At 49.1% G+C, this 20,699-nt stretch carries 18 protein-coding genes; 12 read left to right on the top strand and 6 right to left on the bottom strand.

What is annotated here, in order from left to right:
- On the bottom strand, nt 1-537 hold a 537-nt coding region (locus H6F72_RS29000), incomplete at its 3' end, for a hypothetical protein (RefSeq protein ID WP_190443401.1).
- Between the two features lie 565 nt (nt 538-1,102).
- Here H6F72_RS29000 and H6F72_RS28995 point away from each other — a divergent pair.
- Nucleotides 1,103-1,300: a hypothetical protein gene (locus tag H6F72_RS28995; protein WP_190443399.1), complete on the top strand. Its 198-nt coding sequence runs from the start codon at nt 1,103-1,105 to the stop codon at nt 1,298-1,300.
- A gap of 26 nt (nt 1,301-1,326) precedes the next feature.
- Here the strand turns inward: H6F72_RS28995 and H6F72_RS30930 are convergent, their stop codons facing one another.
- Nucleotides 1,327-1,626: an HNH endonuclease gene (locus H6F72_RS30930; protein ID WP_190443397.1), complete on the bottom strand. Its 300-nt coding sequence runs from the start codon at nt 1,624-1,626 to the stop codon at nt 1,327-1,329.
- A gap of 461 nt (nt 1,627-2,087) precedes the next feature.
- Between H6F72_RS30930 and H6F72_RS28985 the strand changes: the two genes are divergently transcribed.
- Nucleotides 2,088-2,273, top strand: coding sequence for a hypothetical protein (locus H6F72_RS28985; RefSeq protein ID WP_190443394.1), 186 nt, complete (start codon nt 2,088-2,090; stop codon nt 2,271-2,273).
- Nucleotides 2,274-2,619: 346 nt separating this feature from the next.
- Here the strand turns inward: H6F72_RS28985 and H6F72_RS28980 are convergent, their stop codons facing one another.
- Entirely contained in the window at nt 2,620-4,032 is a 1,413-nt protein-coding gene (locus tag H6F72_RS28980; RefSeq protein WP_190443392.1) for a methyl-accepting chemotaxis protein, read from the bottom strand.
- A 296-nt stretch (nt 4,033-4,328) separates the two neighbouring features.
- Here H6F72_RS28980 and H6F72_RS28975 point away from each other — a divergent pair, with 296 nt between their 5' ends.
- The 5 genes from H6F72_RS28975 (at nt 4,329) to H6F72_RS30925 (ending at nt 10,323) form a co-directional block, all read left to right on the top strand.
- A complete protein-coding gene (locus H6F72_RS28975; RefSeq protein WP_190443390.1) occupies nt 4,329-4,481 on the top strand; it encodes a hypothetical protein in 153 nt (50 codons plus the stop codon).
- Between the two features lie 288 nt (nt 4,482-4,769).
- Nucleotides 4,770-9,044: a chemotaxis protein CheB gene (locus H6F72_RS28970; protein WP_190443388.1), complete on the top strand. Its 4,275-nt coding sequence runs from the start codon at nt 4,770-4,772 to the stop codon at nt 9,042-9,044.
- 146 nt (nt 9,045-9,190) lie between these two features.
- Nucleotides 9,191-9,418, top strand: a complete 228-nt coding sequence (locus H6F72_RS28965) for a hypothetical protein (RefSeq protein ID WP_190443386.1) — start codon at nt 9,191-9,193, stop codon at nt 9,416-9,418.
- 110 nt (nt 9,419-9,528) lie between these two features.
- Nucleotides 9,529-9,954 carry a response regulator gene (locus tag H6F72_RS28960; protein ID WP_190443384.1) on the top strand — a complete coding sequence of 142 codons (426 nt, stop codon included), beginning with the start codon at nt 9,529-9,531 and terminating at the stop codon, nt 9,952-9,954.
- A 198-nt stretch (nt 9,955-10,152) separates the two neighbouring features.
- A complete protein-coding gene (locus H6F72_RS30925) occupies nt 10,153-10,323 on the top strand; it encodes a DUF433 domain-containing protein (protein ID WP_190443413.1) in 171 nt (56 codons plus the stop codon).
- Nucleotides 10,324-10,612: 289 nt separating this feature from the next.
- On the opposite strand, the gene H6F72_RS28950 is transcribed toward H6F72_RS30925, so the two are convergent.
- The 3 genes from H6F72_RS28950 to H6F72_RS28940 form a co-directional block, all read right to left on the bottom strand.
- Nucleotides 10,613-11,074, bottom strand: a complete 462-nt coding sequence (locus tag H6F72_RS28950) for a response regulator (protein ID WP_190443382.1) — start codon at nt 11,072-11,074, stop codon at nt 10,613-10,615.
- Nucleotides 11,075-11,319: 245 nt separating this feature from the next.
- Nucleotides 11,320-12,417, bottom strand: coding sequence for a sensor histidine kinase KdpD (locus H6F72_RS29925; protein WP_206755477.1), 1,098 nt, complete (start codon nt 12,415-12,417; stop codon nt 11,320-11,322).
- A gap of 701 nt (nt 12,418-13,118) precedes the next feature.
- On the bottom strand, nt 13,119-13,844 hold the full coding sequence (locus H6F72_RS28940) for a response regulator transcription factor (RefSeq protein ID WP_190443380.1): 726 nt from the start codon (nt 13,842-13,844) through the stop codon (nt 13,119-13,121).
- Nucleotides 13,845-14,398: 554 nt separating this feature from the next.
- Between H6F72_RS28940 and H6F72_RS28935 the strand changes: the two genes are divergently transcribed.
- The 5 genes from H6F72_RS28935 (at nt 14,399) to H6F72_RS28915 (ending at nt 20,457) form a co-directional block, all read left to right on the top strand.
- The gene (locus tag H6F72_RS28935) at nt 14,399-15,178 is read left to right on the top strand and encodes a Crp/Fnr family transcriptional regulator (RefSeq protein WP_199299379.1); all 780 of its coding nucleotides are present in this window, start codon (nt 14,399-14,401) and stop codon (nt 15,176-15,178) included.
- Nucleotides 15,123-15,629, top strand: a complete 507-nt coding sequence (locus H6F72_RS28930; RefSeq protein ID WP_190443416.1) for a hypothetical protein — start codon at nt 15,123-15,125, stop codon at nt 15,627-15,629. Before H6F72_RS28935 ends, H6F72_RS28930 begins: the two co-directional genes overlap by 56 nt.
- 256 nt (nt 15,630-15,885) lie before the next feature.
- The gene (locus tag H6F72_RS28925) at nt 15,886-16,176 is read left to right on the top strand and encodes a helix-turn-helix domain-containing protein (protein ID WP_190443378.1); all 291 of its coding nucleotides are present in this window, start codon (nt 15,886-15,888) and stop codon (nt 16,174-16,176) included.
- Nucleotides 16,173-20,081, top strand: a complete 3,909-nt coding sequence (locus H6F72_RS28920; RefSeq protein WP_190443376.1) for a PAS domain S-box protein — start codon at nt 16,173-16,175, stop codon at nt 20,079-20,081. The genes H6F72_RS28925 and H6F72_RS28920 overlap by 4 nt, the downstream gene beginning before the upstream one ends.
- Nucleotides 20,082-20,193: 112 nt before the next feature.
- A complete protein-coding gene (locus tag H6F72_RS28915; RefSeq protein ID WP_190443374.1) occupies nt 20,194-20,457 on the top strand; it encodes a hypothetical protein in 264 nt (87 codons plus the stop codon).
- Nucleotides 20,458-20,699: the final 242 nt, after the last annotated feature.

Here is a 20,699-nt window from a genome sequence, read left to right as displayed (position 1 = left end):
TCCTGGCTGTGTTCCTAACCCGTAGTTTGCTGAACGTTTAATGCCAGTCGAAGAGACTTGATAAATCCTCTTTTGGCCACCTACTGCTTTAAAGCGATAGAATTCACTAGATCCATAGTTACGAGTCTCACCAGCATTAAGATGCTGCTTGCCTAAACTCTTGTAGACTTCTAAGAACTCTTGTGTAGTAGATGAGTCTTGGCATTGCAAATCATGTTGAGCCTGAGAAGATGAGGAAGTTGAAAGCCAGCCTTCCTCCTGGCAAAACTCTATAAATTTCTTGGTATAGCTTCGATATTTACTCTCCGTTCTAGAGCTACAACCTGTTTGTCGACAGCCTAAAGTGACTAGATTTACAAGTTGAGTTATAGCTGTTATGGGCACTTGTTTTGGCGAAGATGAAGAATTACCAGATATCTTTTGCCATTCAGGAATTGCATACTTTTGAATCGCTGTTTTCAGCATGGAAAAACGGTGCGAATCACAGTGAGCTGAGTAATGCTCCATCGCATCGAAAATGGATTCTGGGTAAAACATAGCTGAAAGAATATAGGTAGTTCAAGTGTACTATAAAATGACACTAAAAATCACTACCCCTGGATAAGAGCTGAAAATCTCTAGATAATCTCTAGACAAACCAATATAACAAAAGGCTCTTAGGTCAGCCACTGTACTGGCTTTACCTACTTCGCTAGGTTCTATGGAATGTTCTATTCTTCAGAACAACAAAGTATGCCCTGCTCTACTCAGTCTGAAAGTATCTCTGGCAAAGGAGTGTGAGCATTCTTAAATGTTCTAGAACTGATCGAACCCACCTTATAGTTGGGGCACTGGTCTCCTAGTTCGTGATAGCCGTATATGCTCTTTTGGTCAGGAATTCCAGCATCATTACAGGTCGAGAGATGAAGCCCATCTTCATTGCAGGGGTTGTCCTTTTACCTAAACTGAAGTGGGGTCTCTGGACTGCTAGCAGCGGAATCTATGGAGCGAACTAAATTGCTAGTGGGAAAATATCCGTGATCGCTCGGTGCCAAATGTAACCGCTACAAGGCATTCTGGAATCGTCATCTAATGTTGGCAATTCAACGTTTGCCTAGCCGCTATGCAGTCTTTAGTGCCTTCTCAAGCGTCTAATTTAGAAGAATTGATTGGCAGTATTTTCTTGTGTGGTAGCTTGACTGCAACAGAGTATCGCTGGCTGATTACTCTGTCTACGGCCAGAGCGGCTCAAGAATCGGACAAAGTCTTAATTGCTCGAGTCTTGTATGGGATTCGCCACGGCCTCTTCGCCCTTGTATAGCAATGGAGTTAAACTCAGCGGAGCAGTCACCCACCCCGCTGGTCTTCAGGACCGTGCATGAGCCTCGTCGCCTCACATGGCTCCTCAACCGCTCGGTGCTTGCCACGCAGATTTCGGTGCAATTGGTCATGGCAATGTCGATGCAATAACGCCAGATTGCTCTGTTGATAGTTGGTTGAGTTGCCGTCCACATGGTGAACTGCCATCAGATCCTCTGACTGAAAATACAATCCACACGATTGACACTTCCCTGATTGAGCCACCAATGGTTTGACGACGGTTGGCTTGATGGTCGCCAGTATTGCATGCCAGCTCGATAGAACCATAACTTAGGCAATCTGCCTTTGGGAGATATTGCTTACAGGCATCAAGATTAAGCGCTTTAGCGGTTTTTTTCACGCTGCAAGGTTTTTACTCTAGGACCTGTGCCTATCTAGTCAGTTGCCCTGTAAGAATGGCCCAAAAAATCATTCTCACCTGTTTTCAACCGCCTTCAGACTTGCCCTTAGGCTATCAATTCTGTGAGGGCTCGGACTTGATTTCGTGTGAACTGCGGGAAGGTGATACCTCAAGAGAAGTTTTGGCGAGAGCTAGGGATGTAGGTTTAACCGTCGTGGGTTGGAGCATGCCAACATTAAACCGCAAACTTTAATGACTGAGCAATCGCAGTGCTGGCTCAAGAAATCCTTAACTTGTATGTAGAAAATAGAACTTTGTTGCCACAAACCTACACCACAATTAGCAAAGGTATAAAAATATACTTATTGATTTAGTAAACAGTTAAGCGATGACCGTATTAGCAGGCGAATGTTTGCTCTCTGAGGCAGGCCATTTCTACCGAGTCATAGAGGCCGCTGATGACGTTATTTCCCTAAAGAGAGTCAATGGCTTTACAGTACTTGCCTTTAAGAGTGGTTCGATTCAAACTCTGTTCCGTCCTTGTGCTTGCTCTGAAGCTGGAGACTCTCTTTAGGGATGGCTACCGATAGAGGCTGATTAGCTTTGTCATGACCTTTGACACCAGTACTCTGGATTGGGAAATATAACCCCGCACTGCTAACTGGACTTATTTAGCAGTGCGATCGCCAGCAAGCTCAAGCTTGGAATCCCGTGTAGCTCACTATCCCAAGAGCAAAGGATTGAAAGGCTAAGAGGCTACTTCTAAAGTAAATCTGCAGCCATAGAGGTCATTACCAGATGCTGTTCCAGGGTGGAATCAAATCTGGAAGCACACAGTTCTATGTTCTCCAAGCCCTACTAAGAACTAATCTTGCCAAAAGAACGCAAACTATGCATCCTGATGAACTCAGCACCTACAACTAAACAACTGATTTTAGGGTGAGCGCTGCTTCACTCAACTGTCGAGTGCTTACTTTCGTTTGCCCGATGCCACTTGCTGTTTGGCTCGCTCCTTGGTTGATGGCCATCATGGCATCCACCACTTGCTGAATCGCGATCGCCTGCTGCTTAGAGGTCAAAGAAATTTGTTGGTTACTTAAGGAGATATTGTTCGCCGCAGCCACAATGCTCTCAACAGTTTTTGTGCCTTCATCCGTCACCATGACTGTAGAGTTGGTAGCGTTTTGAATATCACTGACGAGAGTGCCAATGCGATCGGCTGACTTGCGACTTTGGTCAGCCAGTTTTCGGATTTCTGTCGCAATGACTGCAAACCCTTTCCCTTGGTTTCCGGCACGTGACGCTTCGACAGCAGCATTCAGCGCGAGCATGTTGGTCTGATTCGCCAGATCACTCACCAAGGTAGAAATCGTGCCAATTTGGTTGGTTTGCTCGCTCAAATATAAAATTCGTTCGGCGATTTGCCCTACTTTTTCTCGCAGACTATTGCCATGTTGCTGCTCTACTTGACCCAAACCAGCGATTAAGTTCAACACTTGGCGCGCTTCAGCGGCGGCGGATTCTGCTTGCTCAGCAGATTGCTGAGAAGCGACACTCAGTTCATCCATGGCTACTGTAGTTTGGTTCACAGAAACGGCTTGCTGAGAGACGGTCTTCTCCTGCTGTTCTACAGCAATGGCAATTTCGGTAGAAGAGCTCGCTACGGTCGCCACAATTTCATTAATTGTGCGAGTAATGCGAGATGAAATCAGGCCACCTGTGGCAATGGCTAGCACAGTTGCAGCGATTGCCCCTAGGACAGCGGTGACAATCAAGGAGCGCATGGCAGATTCTGCGGCTTTGACTCGCTGAGCTTGCAGCTTGTCCTCTTGAGTATTCAATCCCTGGAGTACCCTGCCTGCTTCGTCTATGAGGGGTAAGATGCGGCCTTGAACCAACTCTTGATTAGCTTCATTGATTTTGCCTACTTCAACTAAACCAATCAGATTGCGGTTAATTTCTGAAATTTGTTCACCCAAAACTTTTAACTGTTGCAACCGTTCAACCTGCTCGTCTCCGGAAGCAGAAATGATTGGTTCTAAAGTATTGATTCTGGCTTGATATTCTCGAACGCTAGCTTCGTAAGCTTGTGAGAAAACGTTATTCCGGGTCAGAAGATAGCCACGCAAATGAGTTTGACGCTTGTACAGATCGGTCTCCAGACGGTCAGTTTCTTGAACAATTTTGGCTCCTAGGCTGGTCTTCCGATTGTGCTCAATGACTTGCCTAGCATTAACCACAACGACGCCAGTTGTGGCGATTGTCAGCACTAATGGGACTGCATAGCCCAACCAAATGCGCTCTCTCAGCTTAAGTTGATTAAAATCAATCATAATTTTTGCGAGATTTCTAAAAGAGCAGAGGCATTATTCACGCTTCTGCAACTCTTGAGAAACGATAAATAGCAGTGCTGTTGCAACAGTGTTTCCACCAATTTATCTAAGCAGTGCCCAACAAACTTGAGAGCTTTTACCGATTCTCTAGCAGGAGTGACAGAAGAGGAATACTTCTGATGAGGTGTTTAGACACCTGCTTGACTGACAAAACGGAAGCAGGCTGAAACAGAAGCTGGGAGGGGAACGAGATGAGACTTACGCTCTCGTGGTCACCACACAAATCAGTCAAATCCATGTTTTCGGCTTCCCGTCTTTATGCCCTGTCTCAATTTCTGCGTCAACGTGAAATTCGGTGGCGCGATGTTCGCTACCCACAAACGCTCCGCTGGATGATGATCGGCAGGCTCCAAAGCCAGCAGATTCATCTCAATGACTTTGGAGCCTAGGTTCTATGCCGCGCTACTTATGCTCAGTTCCATCAACGATAGTCGCTATCCGCTAAAGCTAATCCTTAAGGTTACAACGAGGTGAGGCAGGGGAAGGCAGCAGCGAGGCTAAAAACTTGGAAGGGCGATCGCCTCTCCACCATTGAGGGTGTGATGGGGAAGGCTATATTACATCTTTCATGCAAAATACAATAAATTCGGCAGGATCTAGTCAGGCGTCTTAGAGTATGAGTACAGCGGCTGATTGTAAAAATGATAGCTGCGATACTGAGGTGCTCAACTTAACTTATGTCTCCTGACTCTTCTGAGCAACCGACGTTTGAACTGACTGGAGAGGAGATCGAGGCAGCCTTTCCCATCGTGGGAGTTGCAGCCTCTGCAGGAGGTTTAGCAGCCTTTACCCAATTGCTGAGCCATCTACCCACCGACACGGGGATGGCATTTGTGCTGATTCAGCATTTAGCTCCAGATCATGAGAGTTTGCTGACCGAGATTCTGGCTAGAACGACACAGCTGCCAGTCCACGAAGTACAGGACGGCACAACCGTCGAGCCAAACCAGGTTTATGTGATTCCACCCAACACCAAAATGGTTCTCTCTGAAGGGGTGCTGCAACTATCGCCCCGTGAGAAAGTGTTGGGTAAATATATGCCAGGAGATGCCTTTTTTGCCTCGTTGGCAGCGGATCGCGGACATAAGGCGATCGCTGTTGTGTTGTCGGGAGGCGATGGCGACGGTTCTCTGGGATTAAAAGCCATTAAGGCAGCGGGTGGCATCACCTTTGCTCAGTGTGAAGACACGGCCCAATTTGACAGTATGCCCAACACAGCCGTGGCTACGGGGAATGTCGATTTTGTGCTACCGCCTGCCAAAATTGCTGAGGAACTAGCAAACTTGAGCCGCAACCCGATCATGGCTCGCCTCATGCCACCCATTTTGACGGAGTTATCACCCCCACCCACTGATGCCCTAACGACAATTTTTGCCCTGTTGCAATCCAAAACAGGTGTTGATTTTAGCCGCTACAAGACAAACACGGTTGATCGGCGGATTCAGCGACGCATGCTGTTGTATAAGCTGGAACGGTTGGAGGACTATGTCACGTACCTGCAAGTGCATCCAGCTGAAATCAAGGCACTGTACGAAGAAATATTAATCCACGTCACCAGCTTTTTCCGCGATCCGGAAGCCTTCGAACTCCTAAAAAAGCAAGTTTTTCCAACGATTACACAAAACAAGTCTAACGACAGGTCGATTCGGATCTGGATCGCGGGCTGTTCGACAGGTGAAGAAGTTTATTCGATCGCCATCTGCTTGTTAGAGTTTTTGGCAGATCAAAATATCCAACCCCCGATCCAGATTTTTGCCACTGATATCAGCGATGTGGCGATCGACAAAGCCAGAGCAGGCATCTATACAGAAAACCAGATGGTGGACGTGTCAGCCGCGCGTCGTTGTCGCTTTTTCTATGCTTTGGAGGGAGACAGATTTCAAATTAGTAAGGCTGTGCGTGAACTCTGTGTGTTTGCCCATCAAAATTTGGGCAGCGATCCGCCATTCTGTAATCTCGATCTGGTGAGCTGCCGCAATGTGCTGATCTATTTGGGAGATGCGCTGCAAAAGCAAATTATGCCCATTTTTCATTACAGCCTTAACCCGACTGGCTTTCTACTCCTCGGTAACTCAGAGAGCACGGGTCAAGCTTCAGACCTGTTTACTTTGGTCGAGAAAAAACACAAACTTTATACTAGGAAGCCAGCTGCAACTCGTTCCCCACTTTCGTTTGCCCCCAGTCGCCATCCGATTGCGAAGGTCAGCGATCGCACTAGCCAAGTTTTAGCAGGTCGCCCACCTCTGCCCGCGCCGACAGAGGAGTTTGACCTCGATCAAAAGGTCGATCATCTGATTGCCAATCATTACGCTCCTGTGGGAGCCGTGCTCGATCATAAGATGCAGGTGCTGCAACTCCGAGGAGAGGTGGATCGCTACTTGAAACTCGTCTCTGGCGTTGTGAACCTCAACCTCTTTAACTTAGTGAGGGACGGTTTGCTGGTCGAACTCCGGGCTGCGGTTTACCAAGCGCAACGACAGGAGATGCCCATCACCAGAAATGGACTCCGCTTAGAAGAAGGCGATCGCTCCAGAGTAGTCAATCTTCAAGTGATTCCCTTCAAGGTGCCGATTACGGAAGAACGCCGCTTTTTAGTCCTCTTTGAAGACGCACCACCCGCTAGCCCACCGAATTCCGTCAATTCAGATATTCCCCAGGGAGCGCTAGAGCAGGAGAATGCACGACTCAGGCAAGAGCTAGACGCGGCGAATCAGGAACGAGCCGCCACTCAAGAGTATTTGCAGGCCATCATTCAAGAGCAGGAGCATACCAATCAAGACCTCAAAGTTGCCAATGAAGAAATTTTGTCGAGCAATGAGGAGTTGCAAAGCACCAACGAAGAGTTAGAAACGGCCAAAGAAGAAATTCAAGCCACGAATGAAGAACTTAGTACCACGAATGAAGAACTCCGAAGCCGCAATGCAGAAATGCACCAGGTCAACAACGATCTGACCAATTTGTTGGCGAGCATCAACATCCCGATTTTGATGTTGACTCACGACTTACGGGTTCGTCGCTTCACGCCCATGGCACAGCGATTATTCAACTTTATTCCCACCGACACGGGACGACCGTTGAGTGATATTAGAACCAACCTCCAGGTTCCAGACTTAGACCAGCTGATTTTAGAAGTGCTGGAGACGCTCAGCGTCAAGGAACTGGAAGTGCAAACCCAGGAAGATCATTGGTACATGCTGCGGATTCGTCCGTATCGCACGACTGAAAATCAGATCGACGGCGTAGTGTTGGTATTGCTCGATATTGATGCCCTGAAGCGCAGTGCCTCCACGCTAGAAGCAGCCCGGAATTATGCAGAAGCAATTGTAGAAACAGTGCAAGTGCCGCTGCTCGTGCTGGAATCTGATTTTCGGGTAACCCAAGCCAACCGAGCGTTCTATAAAACGTTTCAGATGGTGCCCCCCAAAACTGTCCAAGTGCTGCTGTTTGATTTGGGCAACGGTCACTGGAACATCCCCGGATTGCAAGCGCTCCTGGAAGATATTCTGATTAATGATACGAGTCTTCAGAACTTTGAAGTGAAGCATGATTTTGAGCGGATTGGGCCCAAAGTCATGTTGCTCAATGGTTGGAAGATTGTTCAAGACGGGGAAGCTCAACAAATTTTGCTGTCGGTTGAAGATATTACCGAGCGTAAGCAGTTTGAAGCCGAGCGATCTCAGCTCCTGAACCAGGAACAGTCTGCCCGTCAAGAAGCAGAGGCTGCGAACCGAGCGAAAGATGAATTTTTATCTAACCTTTCCCATGAACTCCGCAACCCCCTAAATACCATGCTGGGTTGGGCGCAAGTTCTTCGCAATCGCCAGCTAGACCAGTCAACCGTCACTCGTGCCCTAGAAGTGATAGAGCGAAGCGCGCGAGCCCAATCTCAACTGATTGAGGACATGCTGGATATTTCGCGGATTACTAGCGGCAAACTGCACCTCAACACCCAGTCACTGGATCTGGCCTCTGTCGTGGGTGGGGCGATCGAATCTGTTCAACTTACCGCAGAGGGGAAAGCGATTCAAATCGTGTCGCAGCTAAAAGCTGCCACTATTGTGGGCGATCGCGGGCGCTTGCAGCAAGTGCTGTGGAATTTGCTAGCGAACGCCATCAAGTTTACGCCCTCTGGTGGACAGGTAGAAATTAAGTTAGCACCTGTGCAGACTCATGCCGAGATTCAAGTCAGCGATACGGGACAGGGCATTGAGGCAGAATTGCTACCCTACGTTTTTGAGCGCTTTCGTCAAGGAGATGCCAGCACAACTAAAGGTAGTCAGGGGCTAGGTTTGGGCCTGGCCATTGTTCGCCATATTGTAGAGTTGCATGGCGGCACAGTGCAAGCCGAGAGCTCCGGCAAAGGACAAGGAACCACGATGATTGTGAGGTTCCCTCTGCAAACGACGATTCCTTTCGGGAACCCAGTAACATCACCTGAAGCACGTCTGATGCCCTTGGAATTGACTTCGTCGAGCTACTCAGAACCGACAGTCGCGGAGCCTTCAGCCGCTATAAACCAGGAAGTTCTTTTGCTGGCAGGCTTACACGTTTTGGTCGTGGATGACGAAGTAGATATTCTTGACTTAATGAAATACCTGTTGGAAGGCGTGGGGGCACAAGTCGTGGGAGTGACTTCGGTCAGAGAGGCAATCTCGGTTCTAGTTGCCTACCCTAGCGGATATGATGTACTCCTATCAGACATTGGCATGCCAGAGGAAGATGGGCTTTCCCTGATTCGTCAGGTGAGAGAGCTGGATACAGTCACTGGAGGCCAGATTCCGGCAGCCGCCATTACTGCCTATGTCAGCGACCGAGAGCGGCAACAGGCGATCGATGCTGGGTTTCAAATGCATTTAGCGAAACCTGTGGACTCGACCCAATTGATCTCGATGGTGGCAAGTTTGGCTGGACGAGTGGGAGATCAATCGATGTCATCTAGTGAGGCAAGGTGATTAGAGGCACAGTTAAGCTCATCGAGTTGGCGGCGGCTCGCCTTTTAGTCCTGGACCAGAAGCAGTACTGCTCTGTCTAAATAGAGTCGAAGCTGCTTTGGAATGCGAGCATAATGAAGCTCTTCCTCTCAGCAGGTCACCAAATTATGAATCCCCACCTAACAAATGGAGACCTTTACTCGATTTATGTCGAAGGGCAAGCGATTACCTTACACGTGGGGTCGGCAGGTTACTCGGGTGGCGGGCGGTTTCTCTCCACTCAGAAAGATTACGAAAGTGCTCTGAGATTTGCCTTGGATCTCGCTAAGGACAAAAACATCCAATTTTTGAATCACATCGATCCCGTGAGTAACTGGGAACCCTCAGTGACTTAAGGGTCACCCATCCTCCACTTCACAAGCATCTTCAACTAAGGTCATGCATACACCTCAGCTTTGTAACTCGTATAACTGACATACAAAATACTATGAGTCAAGAGCCAGACATGAGGCTCCTCTTGAGTGGCATCTCAGTTCTCGTGGTTGACGATAATCTTGAAACGTTAGAGCTGTTTGATTTGTTTTTAACTCAGTCGGGAGCAACAGTCGCTACAGCAATTACAGTGGAAACAGCTCTCAAGACGATGAAAGAGTTTTTTCCAGATATTCTAATTACAGACCTCAAGTTACCCGATGGCAACGGTTATGCTCTGCTCGACCTGGTTAGAAACCTTCAGTCGGGTTCATCCAAGGTAATTCCAGCGATCGCGGTAACTGGGTATAGTACTCGACTTGCCGCACCTAGTGACAGTCAAGGGGCAGTATCATTCGGGTTTCAAAAGTTCTTGGTCAAACCCGTCAATATTGATGAGTTACTGGCCACGATCGCTGAACTCACCAGGAGTGCAGCTCAAGGGGTCCATCCTATCTGAATCGCCCAAACTGTGACAAGGGCGAACTTTCTGTTCAACCGCCTAAAGCGGGCTACTTTCACCGTTTAAGGAGAGTGAAAGTTCGTTCTCAGGCTGTGGTTTACCCTACATGCTCGTTCGAAGTTGTGGTGTCAGGGGTCGAGTCAGGCTTTGCCACAGCCTGCTTGCGTTGCTTAAAAGCCTAAAGCTAGTGGTGCGATCGCATCTGCGTGGTTTGTCCTGACTTTAATTGAAGCGGGATGGAGTCAGGAAGACATGGCCAAGAATTACTCCAGCATTCAACCTGAGACAATCGCGGCAGTGTTTCAGTGGTACGAGGAACAGCAGAATTTGAAGGCGGTTCTTGATGCCTTGCGTGAGGTCCATTAGGTCAAACTGGCAAAGCTGTTTTAGTGTGCCGAGATCGCTTCCCGTCGATTCTTCTGGATCAGCGCTACAGTGCGAACCAGAATTGCCTCTCAATTACAAAGTGCCAACCCTTTTTAGAGTTGGCACTTTGTAAAGTATTCCGTAAAGTTTATGGTCAGGGCCTTTATAAGAGCTGACCCCGTTTTAAGGGGCGTAAAGTTTCAACGCTATACGCTACGTTAAGCTACCGTTAAACTTTTTTGATGCCACTAGACTTAATATTTCCTTTAGATTCGTCTTCCACTCTCTTCTAAGCGTTCTCCACTGCCCCTGAGTGTTCTGTCCCTAACGCTGAGACCGCTTTCGAATGTATCAAATCACAGACTTTAGATTGAGTTAGCTCTGCGATCGCGGCAGTCAGCCCATCCAAATCGATTGGTTTGGTGAAAAGCAGTTGAAATCCAGCTGCCAGTGCTTCTGGCTGAACTTGCTTGCTGTCGTAAGCCGTGACAGCAATGGCTGGAATTCGTTGCCAAACTCTGGCCTTTTTAGTTCTGATTGCCTGGAGAAGTTGACAACCATTCACTTCAGGTAGCCCAAGGTCACAGAGGAGTGCGTCTGGCTTGCGCCAGGCTAACAAGTCAAGAGCTTCCTTTGCCGAAGCGGCTGTCAGAACTTCTGCTCCCTCGGATTCAAGTGCCATTGCAAGTAGAAGCCGAGTATCCGCATCATCATCCACAACCAGCAAGCAGCGATTCCTGAGTTTTGACATTGAGCCCTGGTCCACCCGTTGTTCAGCGTAAGAGCTACTTATAGTTCCCTAGACTCCTATCGGACAAATCGAGGGAACTCATCAGTTACATGAGAATTCTAGAGCGAGACCTATGAGCTTCTTGTTTCTCAATAGGAAAAAATTAAGATTTTCCTGTTACATCTAGATACGCCAACCTTAGTGCTTGCCGATGCCCTGCGTCGGTCATGTCACCTTCTTTGGAAGCGATCGCTCCCTTGAGCCTCCTAGCGGGGAAGTTTAGGCAACTGAATGATAAAACTGGTCCCTTTACCCTCTGCACTCTCAACCTCAAGCGTTCCCTGATGGGCCTCAACAATACTCTTGGCTAAAAATAGTCCTAGCCCCCATCCGCTTTGCTCACCGACGTCCAGGGTGCGGCGAAACTGTTGAAACAGGATGGATTGCTCGTCTAGGGCAATGGGATTGCCTTTATTATGAAGGGTCAAGCTAATCTGGGTTTCACTTTGCAGGAGCGTCAGTGTGATGGGGGTATCAGCAGCCCCATACTTTACGGCATTAGTCGCTAAGTTTTCAATCACCCGTCGAATTTGTTTAGGGCTGCAATGGCTCTTGACTTCACCATCAGAGACGAGCACAAACCGTTCCCCATAAGTGAAAGTCAAATCCTCTACTATCTCCTGGACGAGCCCGTCCAAATCACAGGCTTCCAATTCCAGCTTTAGAGGTTCTCCGGCTCGCACCCGACTCGCATCTAAGAGGTCTTGAATCATTGCATCAAGGCGCTCGGTCGCAGTGATCATTCTCGCTGCCACATCAATGTGGGCATCTCCCCGCTCAAGGCGACGCAGCATTAGTTGGGTTCCCATCTTGACGACATTGATGGGATTTTTGAGGTCGTGGGTTAGCGTCACCATAAACAGCTCTTGAATATCTCGCAGCGTCTGGGAAAACTGAGTCGCAGCGTCATTAACGGCTTGTTCAATAGAGCCAATAATGATGTCTCGTTCCCATACCTCTAAAGGCGCTTCTTCCTCTATAACCTGAAAAATAACTTGACGGAGGATGTGATACTCAAAAATTAGCTGACTCATGGAGTAGTCTGCGTACCCCGCCCGTTCGTGTCCATGCAGCTTGCGAATCCGAGTGCTCTCTACTTCGTCAGATGCAATGCGGCCAGGGGTTCTGTGGATTGTGGTTGAGAGTTCATCACTCAATTGGCCTAAGTAAAGGGGTAACGAATTTTGCAAGACTAGAGAGTCTTGATGGATGGAGGCACTGACTTCATCCCGCGCTCGTTTTTCCCATATCTGCATGATTCTTGGAGCATTTTGCTGGAGCCGGTCAGAAGCTTGGTTCAGCATCGTTTTTGATTTTGCCTGTGACTGGAGATAGGAAACACTGCTGAAACCTATTTTGGAAGTGTTCCCAAACAATACCCTACTTAGCTGCTGGGATAGATTGAGTGGGAATTCAACTCATGGGAGTGCGATCGCCCTTCCAACTATACCTGCGGCAGTTTTAGAGGCTAGGAGGTTCTGCCATGATTAGAGGTCATAGCGTCCCTGTTTGTTGATGTCAGCATGACTCACCCTAAAAGATTTGCAGAATTGATGGTAGAGCGTGCAATAACGCTGGATAAGCTCCAATTCAGCATGAAGCGCATCAATTGTTTGATGGAGATCCTCTACTTAATCGGGGTTAGCTCCGAACAAATCAGGTTGGAACAGAAGTAGCAGAACGCGAGCCCTAGGGTTTGAGCTTATCTGCTCAGCCAAGAGCAGCGAAACAACCATTCAGCTCCCAAGGCTAGCGATCGTCCTTTCCACTGGCCGATTAGCTCTCATACCCTACCCATACCCTGCTTAATTGCACTCATGCAGGTCGGGTTCTATAAAAAACGATCGCTCCTACTTTTACCTAGCGGGGCGATCGCTTACCTTTTGAAACTTGGTTTTACTGTACCTTGTATCAGACTCCGCCTAACAGACCTGCATCAAATTAGTACAAATCTCCTAGTGCCTCTTTGCATCAGTGGTGGATGTGATTGATAGGTCAAGGTGGCTTAAGAAACTAAGCCGCCACGTAAAGCTCTCACAGCAGCCTGAGTGCGGTCCTCAGCACAAAGCTTGTTCAGAATGTTGCGGACATGAGTTTTAACCGTGCCGACCGTGATGTAACATCGGGCGGCGATCTCAGCATTGGAACATCCTTCGACAATCAATCGGATGACATCGAGCTCTCGACTCGTCAGCGGAGCCGCTGCTAAAGCGCTGGTATACTCCTCGTCCACGGCGATCGCTCTGGAGTTAGGCTCAGCAGCAGTGGCCTCTTGATTCGCCTGCCTCTGACTGTTGTGCTTTAAGATGATGCGGGCAATGGAGGGGTCAATCCAGTGGTTGCCGTTATACGTACTTTTGACGGCTTCGAGCAGATGAGTTGTACTCACATCTTTCATGCAGTAGGAATCTGCCCCGGCTCCAAAAGCGGCTAAGACTACGGCTTCATCCTCCTGCATCGTCAACATAAGTACTTTCGGGGGGGCAGCTTCAGGATGATTCTCACTCCACCATTGCTTGAAGCGACGAGTTACCTCAATGCCATTGAGACCAGGCATCTCAATATCGACTAGGGCGACATCGATCGGAGTCTCCAGGAGTAAGGTCAAGCCATCCAGTCCGTTGGCTGCTTCTCCGACTACCTCAACTCCTGCTTGAAAACTGAGCATCGTTCGGAGCCCTGCCCGAGTCAGGTCATGATCTTCAATCAGAGCAACTCGAATCAGGGTCATGAGGGTAGCCTCTGGAGAATGTAACTTTTCAGCGTTCTCAACAATCGTTGTAGTAGTCACTCTACTGGCAAAATTGTCGGCCTGGGTTTACGACTCCAGAATTCTTCATGCACCGCAGTTTGTAAAGTCAGGCTTCTTTACCTGTCCAGGGGGAGAGCTTGGAGTTGACTTCCAATTGACTGGAAGCTCAAAGGTGCGATCGCCTTGATCAAGGGAGCTTAGAAGAGTTGATCCAGTATCAACCTTGAGTGTGCCTGAGTTTCTTCTAAGGTACGAAACTGTACTGAACTCTGTTTCTGGATCAACTAGTATAAATCTTAAGTTGAGTAGGCAATAGATGCTTTCTTCTTTTCCTTCAAGGAATCGTAAAGGCCTTTGAAACCACAAACCGTACCCTAATTCTCGCGATCGCACTGACCATACGCGCTGAAGAGAATGCTCGGATTTGGGTACTAGCAACTGGTTTTTTGGGGACTGACTTAAGCCATTAAACACTGACAGATTCATTGCAGTGATGGCTGGCATTATCGGAAAGGCTCAAGAGGTGGCAGACAATGCCTGTGACTAAAAACCTTGACCTTACTTCTGAGATGTGTTCTACGAAGGGCCTCTCCCGCCAACTGTTTAAGGCTTTTATGACTGCTAAAAATCAAATACTGGCTGCGCTCTCGGCGGATGTACTCGATCGCCTGGGGCCTCATCTGAAGCGGGTTACCTTAGCGCTAGCTGAAACCGTTCACCATCCTGGTGAGCCCTTATCTCATCTCTATTTCCCGATTGACTGCCTCTTCTCGGTCACCATCACCATGCAAGATGGAGCGACCTCAGAGGTCGGGATTGTGGGGAATCGAGAAGTGCTGGGCATTAACACCTTGATGGGCAATCGCGAAAACACTCAGACCGAGTACCTCGTCCAAGGGGCAGGCAGCGCCATGAAGATTGACGCTCAGGTCATGCAACAGGAGTTCAATCGCTATGGTGAACTGCACGACTTGCTTCTACGTTATAGCCAGGCGTTTCTGGCTCAGGTCTCTCAAACAGCGGCCTGCAACGCTTTGCACACGCTAGAACAACGCCTACCACGTTGGCTCCTGGAAGCCCAAGAGCGAATTGACTCGGACCATCTGCCGCTAACGCAGGAGTTTATTGCCACGATGCTGGGCGTACGGCGCGCCGGGGTGACGCAGACCGCGCAAAAGCTGCAAGAGCGAAAACTGATTCAATATCGGCGAAGAGATGTCCAAATCCTCAATCAGGGTGGACTAGAAGCTTCTGCTTGTGAATGCTTCAAAAGAACCAAGGCAGAATACGATCGCTTGCTCGGCAGAAAATAACCGTCAGCTCACTGGACCATATACCATTCCAATGATTTCTGTCCAAAACGATCAATCCACGAGCCGCCCATCTCCGCGAATTTTTGTCTTTGAACCGGATGATGAGGTGCGGCCCTTGCTGAAGCAGAACCTCCAGACGTGGGGCTACGACGTCACCCTAGCAATCGATGAAGCCGACGCTCTGCAACGAGTGGAGGGAGGACACGATCGCTTTGACCTGATATTGCTCAATCAATACAACCAATCGATCGAGCATTCTATCGCCATTGGACAGCAGATTCGCCAACACACGGTTCTCGATAGCCGGGCTCCGATTGTCATCCTGGCAGAGCGTTATGGGCCAGACCTCGAAGGTCAAGATATCCAGGTAGGGGACAATGAGTATGTGTCTTATCTGGAGGATGGGCAACAGTTGAAGCTGATTCTCCAACGGTTATGCCCAGTCGATTGAGGCGGGCTTTGCTTCACCAACAGAACAGCAGTGGTGTGAGGAACAGCAGGATTTGAGGAAGGCTCTTGATACCTTGCGTGAGGCCAATGAGCTCAAACTAGCGAAGCTGCATCCCACTGACCTCCAGGTTCTAACAATTATTCTATTTGTCACTGGAGAGCTGGCTATAGTTAGGAGCTTCCATCGTGAGAGGGATGATTTCTGATCAGAACTACCCAAAGCTCATAAACAAAGGACTTTATAAACTTTGAGCGCTGTGGCTTTTCATCAGGAATATTTAGGGGTCGAGCAACCTGCCATTGGTCAACTGATTCGGGAACTCCGGCAAACCTTGAAGTTGACCCAGGAGAAGTTTGCCGCTCACCTCGGAGTCAGCTTTCCCACCATCAATCGTTGGGAAAACGGACATGCGACCCCTTCTCCCTTAGCCCTGAGACAAATCGAAGTCTTGCTGAACCAGTTGGCCAACTCACCCGATGTGACGCTACGAGAACGCAGTCAGGCAATCCAAGGAAAATACTTTCCCACAAGGAAGCTAAAAGCATGAGGGGAGAGGAACACCAAGAGATGCCCAAAAATTTCTTGGGAGGCGGTGGTGAGATAGAAACATTCCTGCGATCGCACGATTGGTCGCAAACGCCATTGGGTGCTGTCGAAACCTGGTCAGACGACCTAAAAACGGCAGTGCAGATTCTACTCACTGAACTGGATCAAACCAAATCCCCCGAACAGACGCAGCCAGACGCCCAAGAGCAACAGGATAACTCTACTGTCCTATCCCAGGCAAAGCAGCTCAATGCGTTCCGAGTCAAATTAGCAGAAGCCCTCCGCCCGCTCACCGATGCTTCAGAGATACAAGCGATCGCCGCTCGTATTTTGGGTGAAGCTTTAGGGGCAAGTCGTGTCATTTACGTCGAGGTGGAGCCGGCTGGTGAGGAGGTCATCGTTCATTGCAACTACACCAGTGGTGTAGCCCAGTTGAGCGGACGATACCGTCTAGAGGACTACCGGCGCAACCTAACTGCTGACCATCAGGTTGGGCACACCCAAGTTGTAACCGATATTCCCAATGATCCCAAATATACGGATGTCCAAAAGACGAGATACCGTGAGATTGATATTGCTGCACACATTGATGTGCCGCTGATCAAAAACAATCAATTCGTTGCCCTGCTTGCCGCTCAACAATCCACGCCGCGTCAGTGGACGGAGACCGAGATCAAACTGGTTGAAGAAACCGCAGAACAGACCTGGGCAGCCGCAGAACGTGCCTTGGCCGAAGCCGCCCTGCGCGAGTCAGAAGCCAAATATCGCACCTTGTTTGAATCAATCGATCAAGGCTTTTGTGTCATTGAGGTGCTGTTTGATGGAAACAGTCAGCCGTTCGATTACCGCTTCTTAGAAATCAATCCTGCCTTTGAGAAGCAAACGGGACTGATCGACGCTCAAGGCAAGCGAATCCGTGAATTAGCTCCGAATCACGAAGGGCATTGGTTTGAGATTTATGGCAACATTGCTCTAACGGGTGAACCCAAACGCTTTGAGAATCGTGCTGCCGCCTTAAACCGTTGGTATGACGTTTATGCGTTTCGCATTGGGCACCCAGACGAGAGAAAAGTGGCAATTCTCTTTAATGATATTAGCGGTCGCAAGCGCGTCGAAGACGAACGCAAACAAGCTGAAACCGCTTTGCAGCAAAGCGAAGCGCAGAGCAAAAATATCTTGGAGAGCATTACCGACGGATTCTTCGCGCTTGACCAAGATTGGCGGTTTACCTATGTGAATCCGCAGGCAGAACGCATCCTTGATCTGACTCCAGGCGATCTGCTCGGCAAGGTGATCTGGGAAGTATATCCGGGCACCGTCGGTACGGAATTCGAGCGAGCCTATCGCCAAGCTGCCAGCAAGCGGGTTGCTTCTTCGCTTACCTCGTTCTATCCTGACCATAACTGTTGGTATGAAGCCCACGCCTATCCTGCCGCAGACGGAATCACTGTCTACTTCAGAAACGTCACCGAGCAAGTTCAAGCGGAAGCTGCCTTGCGCGAAAGCGAGGAGAAGACTCGAAACATTCTGGAAAGCATTGAGGAAGCATTCTTTGCTTTAGATCAAGACTGGCGGTTTACTTATATAAATCGAGCGGCTGAAGTGTTGCTCGATCGGACACCGGGCGACCTGATTGGGAAGAATTTTTGGGAAGAATATCCAGGTGCCGTCGGCAACGAATTGGCAGCCATCTATCATGGAGCCATGCACGACCGCGTACCGGGGACAGTGACGACGTTTTACCCCGACCACGATTGCTGGTACTATGTCCGCACTTATCCCGCCGCCAACGGGATTGCGGTTTATTTCAATAACGTCACTGCCCAGATTCAAGCCGAAACCGCCCTCCGCGAGAGCGAGGAGCGATTCCGCAACATGGCAGATAACGCCCCTGTTATGGTTCGGGTGACTGACTCTACGGGCGCTTGCACCTATCTCAGCCGAAGTTGGTATGAGTTTACAGGTCAAACTGAAGAAACAGGCTTGGGGTTTGGGTGGCTAAATGCAATTCATCCAGAAGACTGTGAAGAGTCTAAAGCCATTTTCCTGAGTGCGAACGAGCGTTATGAAGCCTTTCGGTTGGAATATCGGCTGCGAGCCCAAGACGGGGAGTATCGTTGGGCGATCGATGCGGCCAGTCCTTGGTTTGGAGTCGATGGTCAATTTAAGGGATTCATCGGTTCCGTGATTGACATCAGCGATCGCAAGCAAGCAGAAGCCATCATCACCACTGACCTGGAAAATACGCGGCTCTTGCGCGACTTGAGCACACAACTGATCACTGAAGACAACATTCAAGTGCTTTACGACGAAATTATGGCGACTGCCATCACGCTGACACGCGCTGATGCGGGCACCGTTCAAATCTTAGACAAAGCGACGCAAGAATTAGTGTTGCTCGCATCAAAGGGCTTTGACCAAACGACAACCGACCATTTTGATCGAGTGAATGCAAGTTCAAACACCTCCTGTGGCCTTGCTTTACTCAGGGGGACTCGCGCCTTCATTGATTTTGATATGCCAGAGTGCGACGACCCCTGTGGTGCTTTACGGATACATGTCAACGCTGGCTATCGCTCTGCCCAGTCCACGCCACTGATCTCCCGTTCAGGCAGAGCGATCGGTGTAGTTTCAACCCACTGGCGCAAGCACCACCGACCGACTGAGCGAGAACTCCGTTTTCTGGATCTGTTGGTGCGTCAAGCTGCCGACTTAATTGAACAGCGACAGACTGAATCAGAACGTAGACAAGTTTTAGAGCGCGAACAGGCTGCGCGAGAAGAAGCAGAACGAGCGAACCGCATTAAAGATGAATTTCTCGCCGTGCTGTCCCACGAGTTGAGGTCGCCCCTGAGCCCGATTTTGGGGTGGACGCAGCTACTGCAAAACGGCAAACTCAATGCAGTCCGCCAAGCCGAAGCCTTAAAAACGATCGAACGGAATGCCAAACTTCAAAAACAGCTAATTGAAGACTTACTTGACATCTCCGGCATTATGCAAGGCAAGCTGTCGCTAACAGCGGCTCCCGTGAGTTTGACGTTCGTCATTTCTGCAGCGATTGAAACCGTGCGTTTGGCAGCAGAGGCGAAACACATTCGGCTACAGCTTGATCTTGACCATACCGTTGTGCCGATTTCGGGTGATGCTGCCCGGTTACAACAGGTCTTCTGGAACTTGCTGAGTAATGCGGTCAAGTTCACCCCGAGTGGCGGACAAATCACGGTTGAACTGAGGCAACTGAATCAACTGGCTCAAATTCGAGTCATCGACACGGGTAAAGGGATTAATCCGCAATTCTTGCCTTATCTGTTTGAGTATTTTCGGCAGGAGGATGGTTCAACCACGCGCAAGTTTGGCGGCTTGGGATTGGGCCTGGCGATCGCGCGGCAAATTGTGGAAATGCATGGGGGAACCGTGCGAGCCGCGAGCCAGGGGGAAGGGCAAGGCGCAACCTTCACTGTGCAATTGCCAGCGATGGGGGTAGCAGCGATCGAATCGGAACCTGTCCAGACCCAAATTGATGCCGGACTGCCACTAGAAGGCATTCACATTTTGCTGGTAGATGATGAGCCAGATACCCGTGAGGTTCAAGCGTTTCTATTGGAACAAAACGGAGCAAAAGTGAAAGCTGTTGCTTCTGGATTAGAAGCATTGCTTGCCTTAGAACGCTCAATGCCTGATGTACTAGTGAGTGACATTGGGATGGCGGAGATGAACGGCTATATGCTACTCCAGCAAATTCGATCGCGACCCCCCCAGTACGGTGGGATGATTCCCGCGATTGCCCTGACTGCCTATGCCGCAGAGGTTGACCAACAAAAAGCACTTCAGGTAGGCTTTCAAGCCCACATTACAAAGCCTGTGGAACCCGATACGTTGGTGAAGGCGATCACCGATCTTTTGTAGGAAGATGAAATTGTTGCTGAAGCGCTAGAAAAGCGGCTCCATCTCAAAAGGATGATTGGGATCACCTCCGATCAGGGCAGCAACGATAAAAGTACAATCGCTCGGGTTCTGGGTGGCATTCTCATTCGACGAAACCCCTTATGAAGAGTTTTTGGATGTACAGTCTACAGATTCGGGAATTCTGGCACTACTGGCTAATGGAGCCCTATCAGGTTACGCAAGTATGAATGACCAAAGCAGCTTTGAAGAATTGCTCGCAGCCCGCACCAAGACGCTGAATGATATCCAAGCCATAATTACGCGCATCCGTTACTTGGTTGATATAAAGGTTACACAAGCTAAGTTAGAACAGCAGTGGCAAAAGGCGAAGCTCTGACTTTGAGTTAAACAGTCAGGCCAGCCAACCAAGAGCAATGAATTAAGCTACAAAGCTTTGCGAGAACTTACTCTGCTTCCTGAGGCCTCAAAACTGTCACCAAGGCTGAAAGGATTGTTATTCCGTTACTCTATTGCCTTCTCTGCAACTAATCCACTAGAGGCCGAATGCATCAGAATCTGAGAGACGCATTTGCGATCGTTGATTAGGTACTAAGCAATCGAGGACTATCAAAAAAGGAG

This window comes from Trichocoleus sp. FACHB-46, assembly GCF_014695385.1.
Taxonomy (GTDB): domain Bacteria; phylum Cyanobacteriota; class Cyanobacteriia; order FACHB-46; family FACHB-46; genus Trichocoleus.
The sequence above is the reverse complement of the archived record's forward strand: the minus strand, read 5'-3'. Positions and strand labels throughout refer to the sequence as shown.

What these genes read in the sequence shown, in the direction of transcription:
- H6F72_RS28995 (WP_190443399.1), top strand. Translation starts at nt 1,103, where the DNA reads ATGCAGTCTTTAGTGCCTTCTCAAGCGTCTAATTTAGAAGAATTGATT.
- H6F72_RS30930 (WP_190443397.1), bottom strand. Translation starts at nt 1,626, where the DNA reads ATGGTTCTATCGAGCTGGCATGCAATACTGGCGACCATCAAGCCAACC.
- H6F72_RS28985 (WP_190443394.1), top strand. Translation starts at nt 2,088, where the DNA reads ATGACCGTATTAGCAGGCGAATGTTTGCTCTCTGAGGCAGGCCATTTC.
- H6F72_RS28980 (WP_190443392.1), bottom strand. Translation starts at nt 4,032, where the DNA reads ATGATTGATTTTAATCAACTTAAGCTGAGAGAGCGCATTTGGTTGGGC.
- H6F72_RS28975 (WP_190443390.1), top strand. Translation starts at nt 4,329, where the DNA reads ATGTTTTCGGCTTCCCGTCTTTATGCCCTGTCTCAATTTCTGCGTCAA.
- H6F72_RS28970 (WP_190443388.1), top strand. Translation starts at nt 4,770, where the DNA reads ATGTCTCCTGACTCTTCTGAGCAACCGACGTTTGAACTGACTGGAGAG.
- H6F72_RS28965 (WP_190443386.1), top strand. Translation starts at nt 9,191, where the DNA reads ATGAATCCCCACCTAACAAATGGAGACCTTTACTCGATTTATGTCGAA.
- H6F72_RS28960 (WP_190443384.1), top strand. Translation starts at nt 9,529, where the DNA reads ATGAGGCTCCTCTTGAGTGGCATCTCAGTTCTCGTGGTTGACGATAAT.
- H6F72_RS28950 (WP_190443382.1), bottom strand. Translation starts at nt 11,074, where the DNA reads ATGTCAAAACTCAGGAATCGCTGCTTGCTGGTTGTGGATGATGATGCG.
- H6F72_RS29925 (WP_206755477.1), bottom strand. Translation starts at nt 12,417, where the DNA reads ATGCTGAACCAAGCTTCTGACCGGCTCCAGCAAAATGCTCCAAGAATC.
- H6F72_RS28940 (WP_190443380.1), bottom strand. Translation starts at nt 13,844, where the DNA reads ATGACCCTGATTCGAGTTGCTCTGATTGAAGATCATGACCTGACTCGG.
- H6F72_RS28935 (WP_199299379.1), top strand. Translation starts at nt 14,399, where the DNA reads ATGCCTGTGACTAAAAACCTTGACCTTACTTCTGAGATGTGTTCTACG.
- H6F72_RS28920 (WP_190443376.1), top strand. Translation starts at nt 16,173, where the DNA reads ATGAGGGGAGAGGAACACCAAGAGATGCCCAAAAATTTCTTGGGAGGC.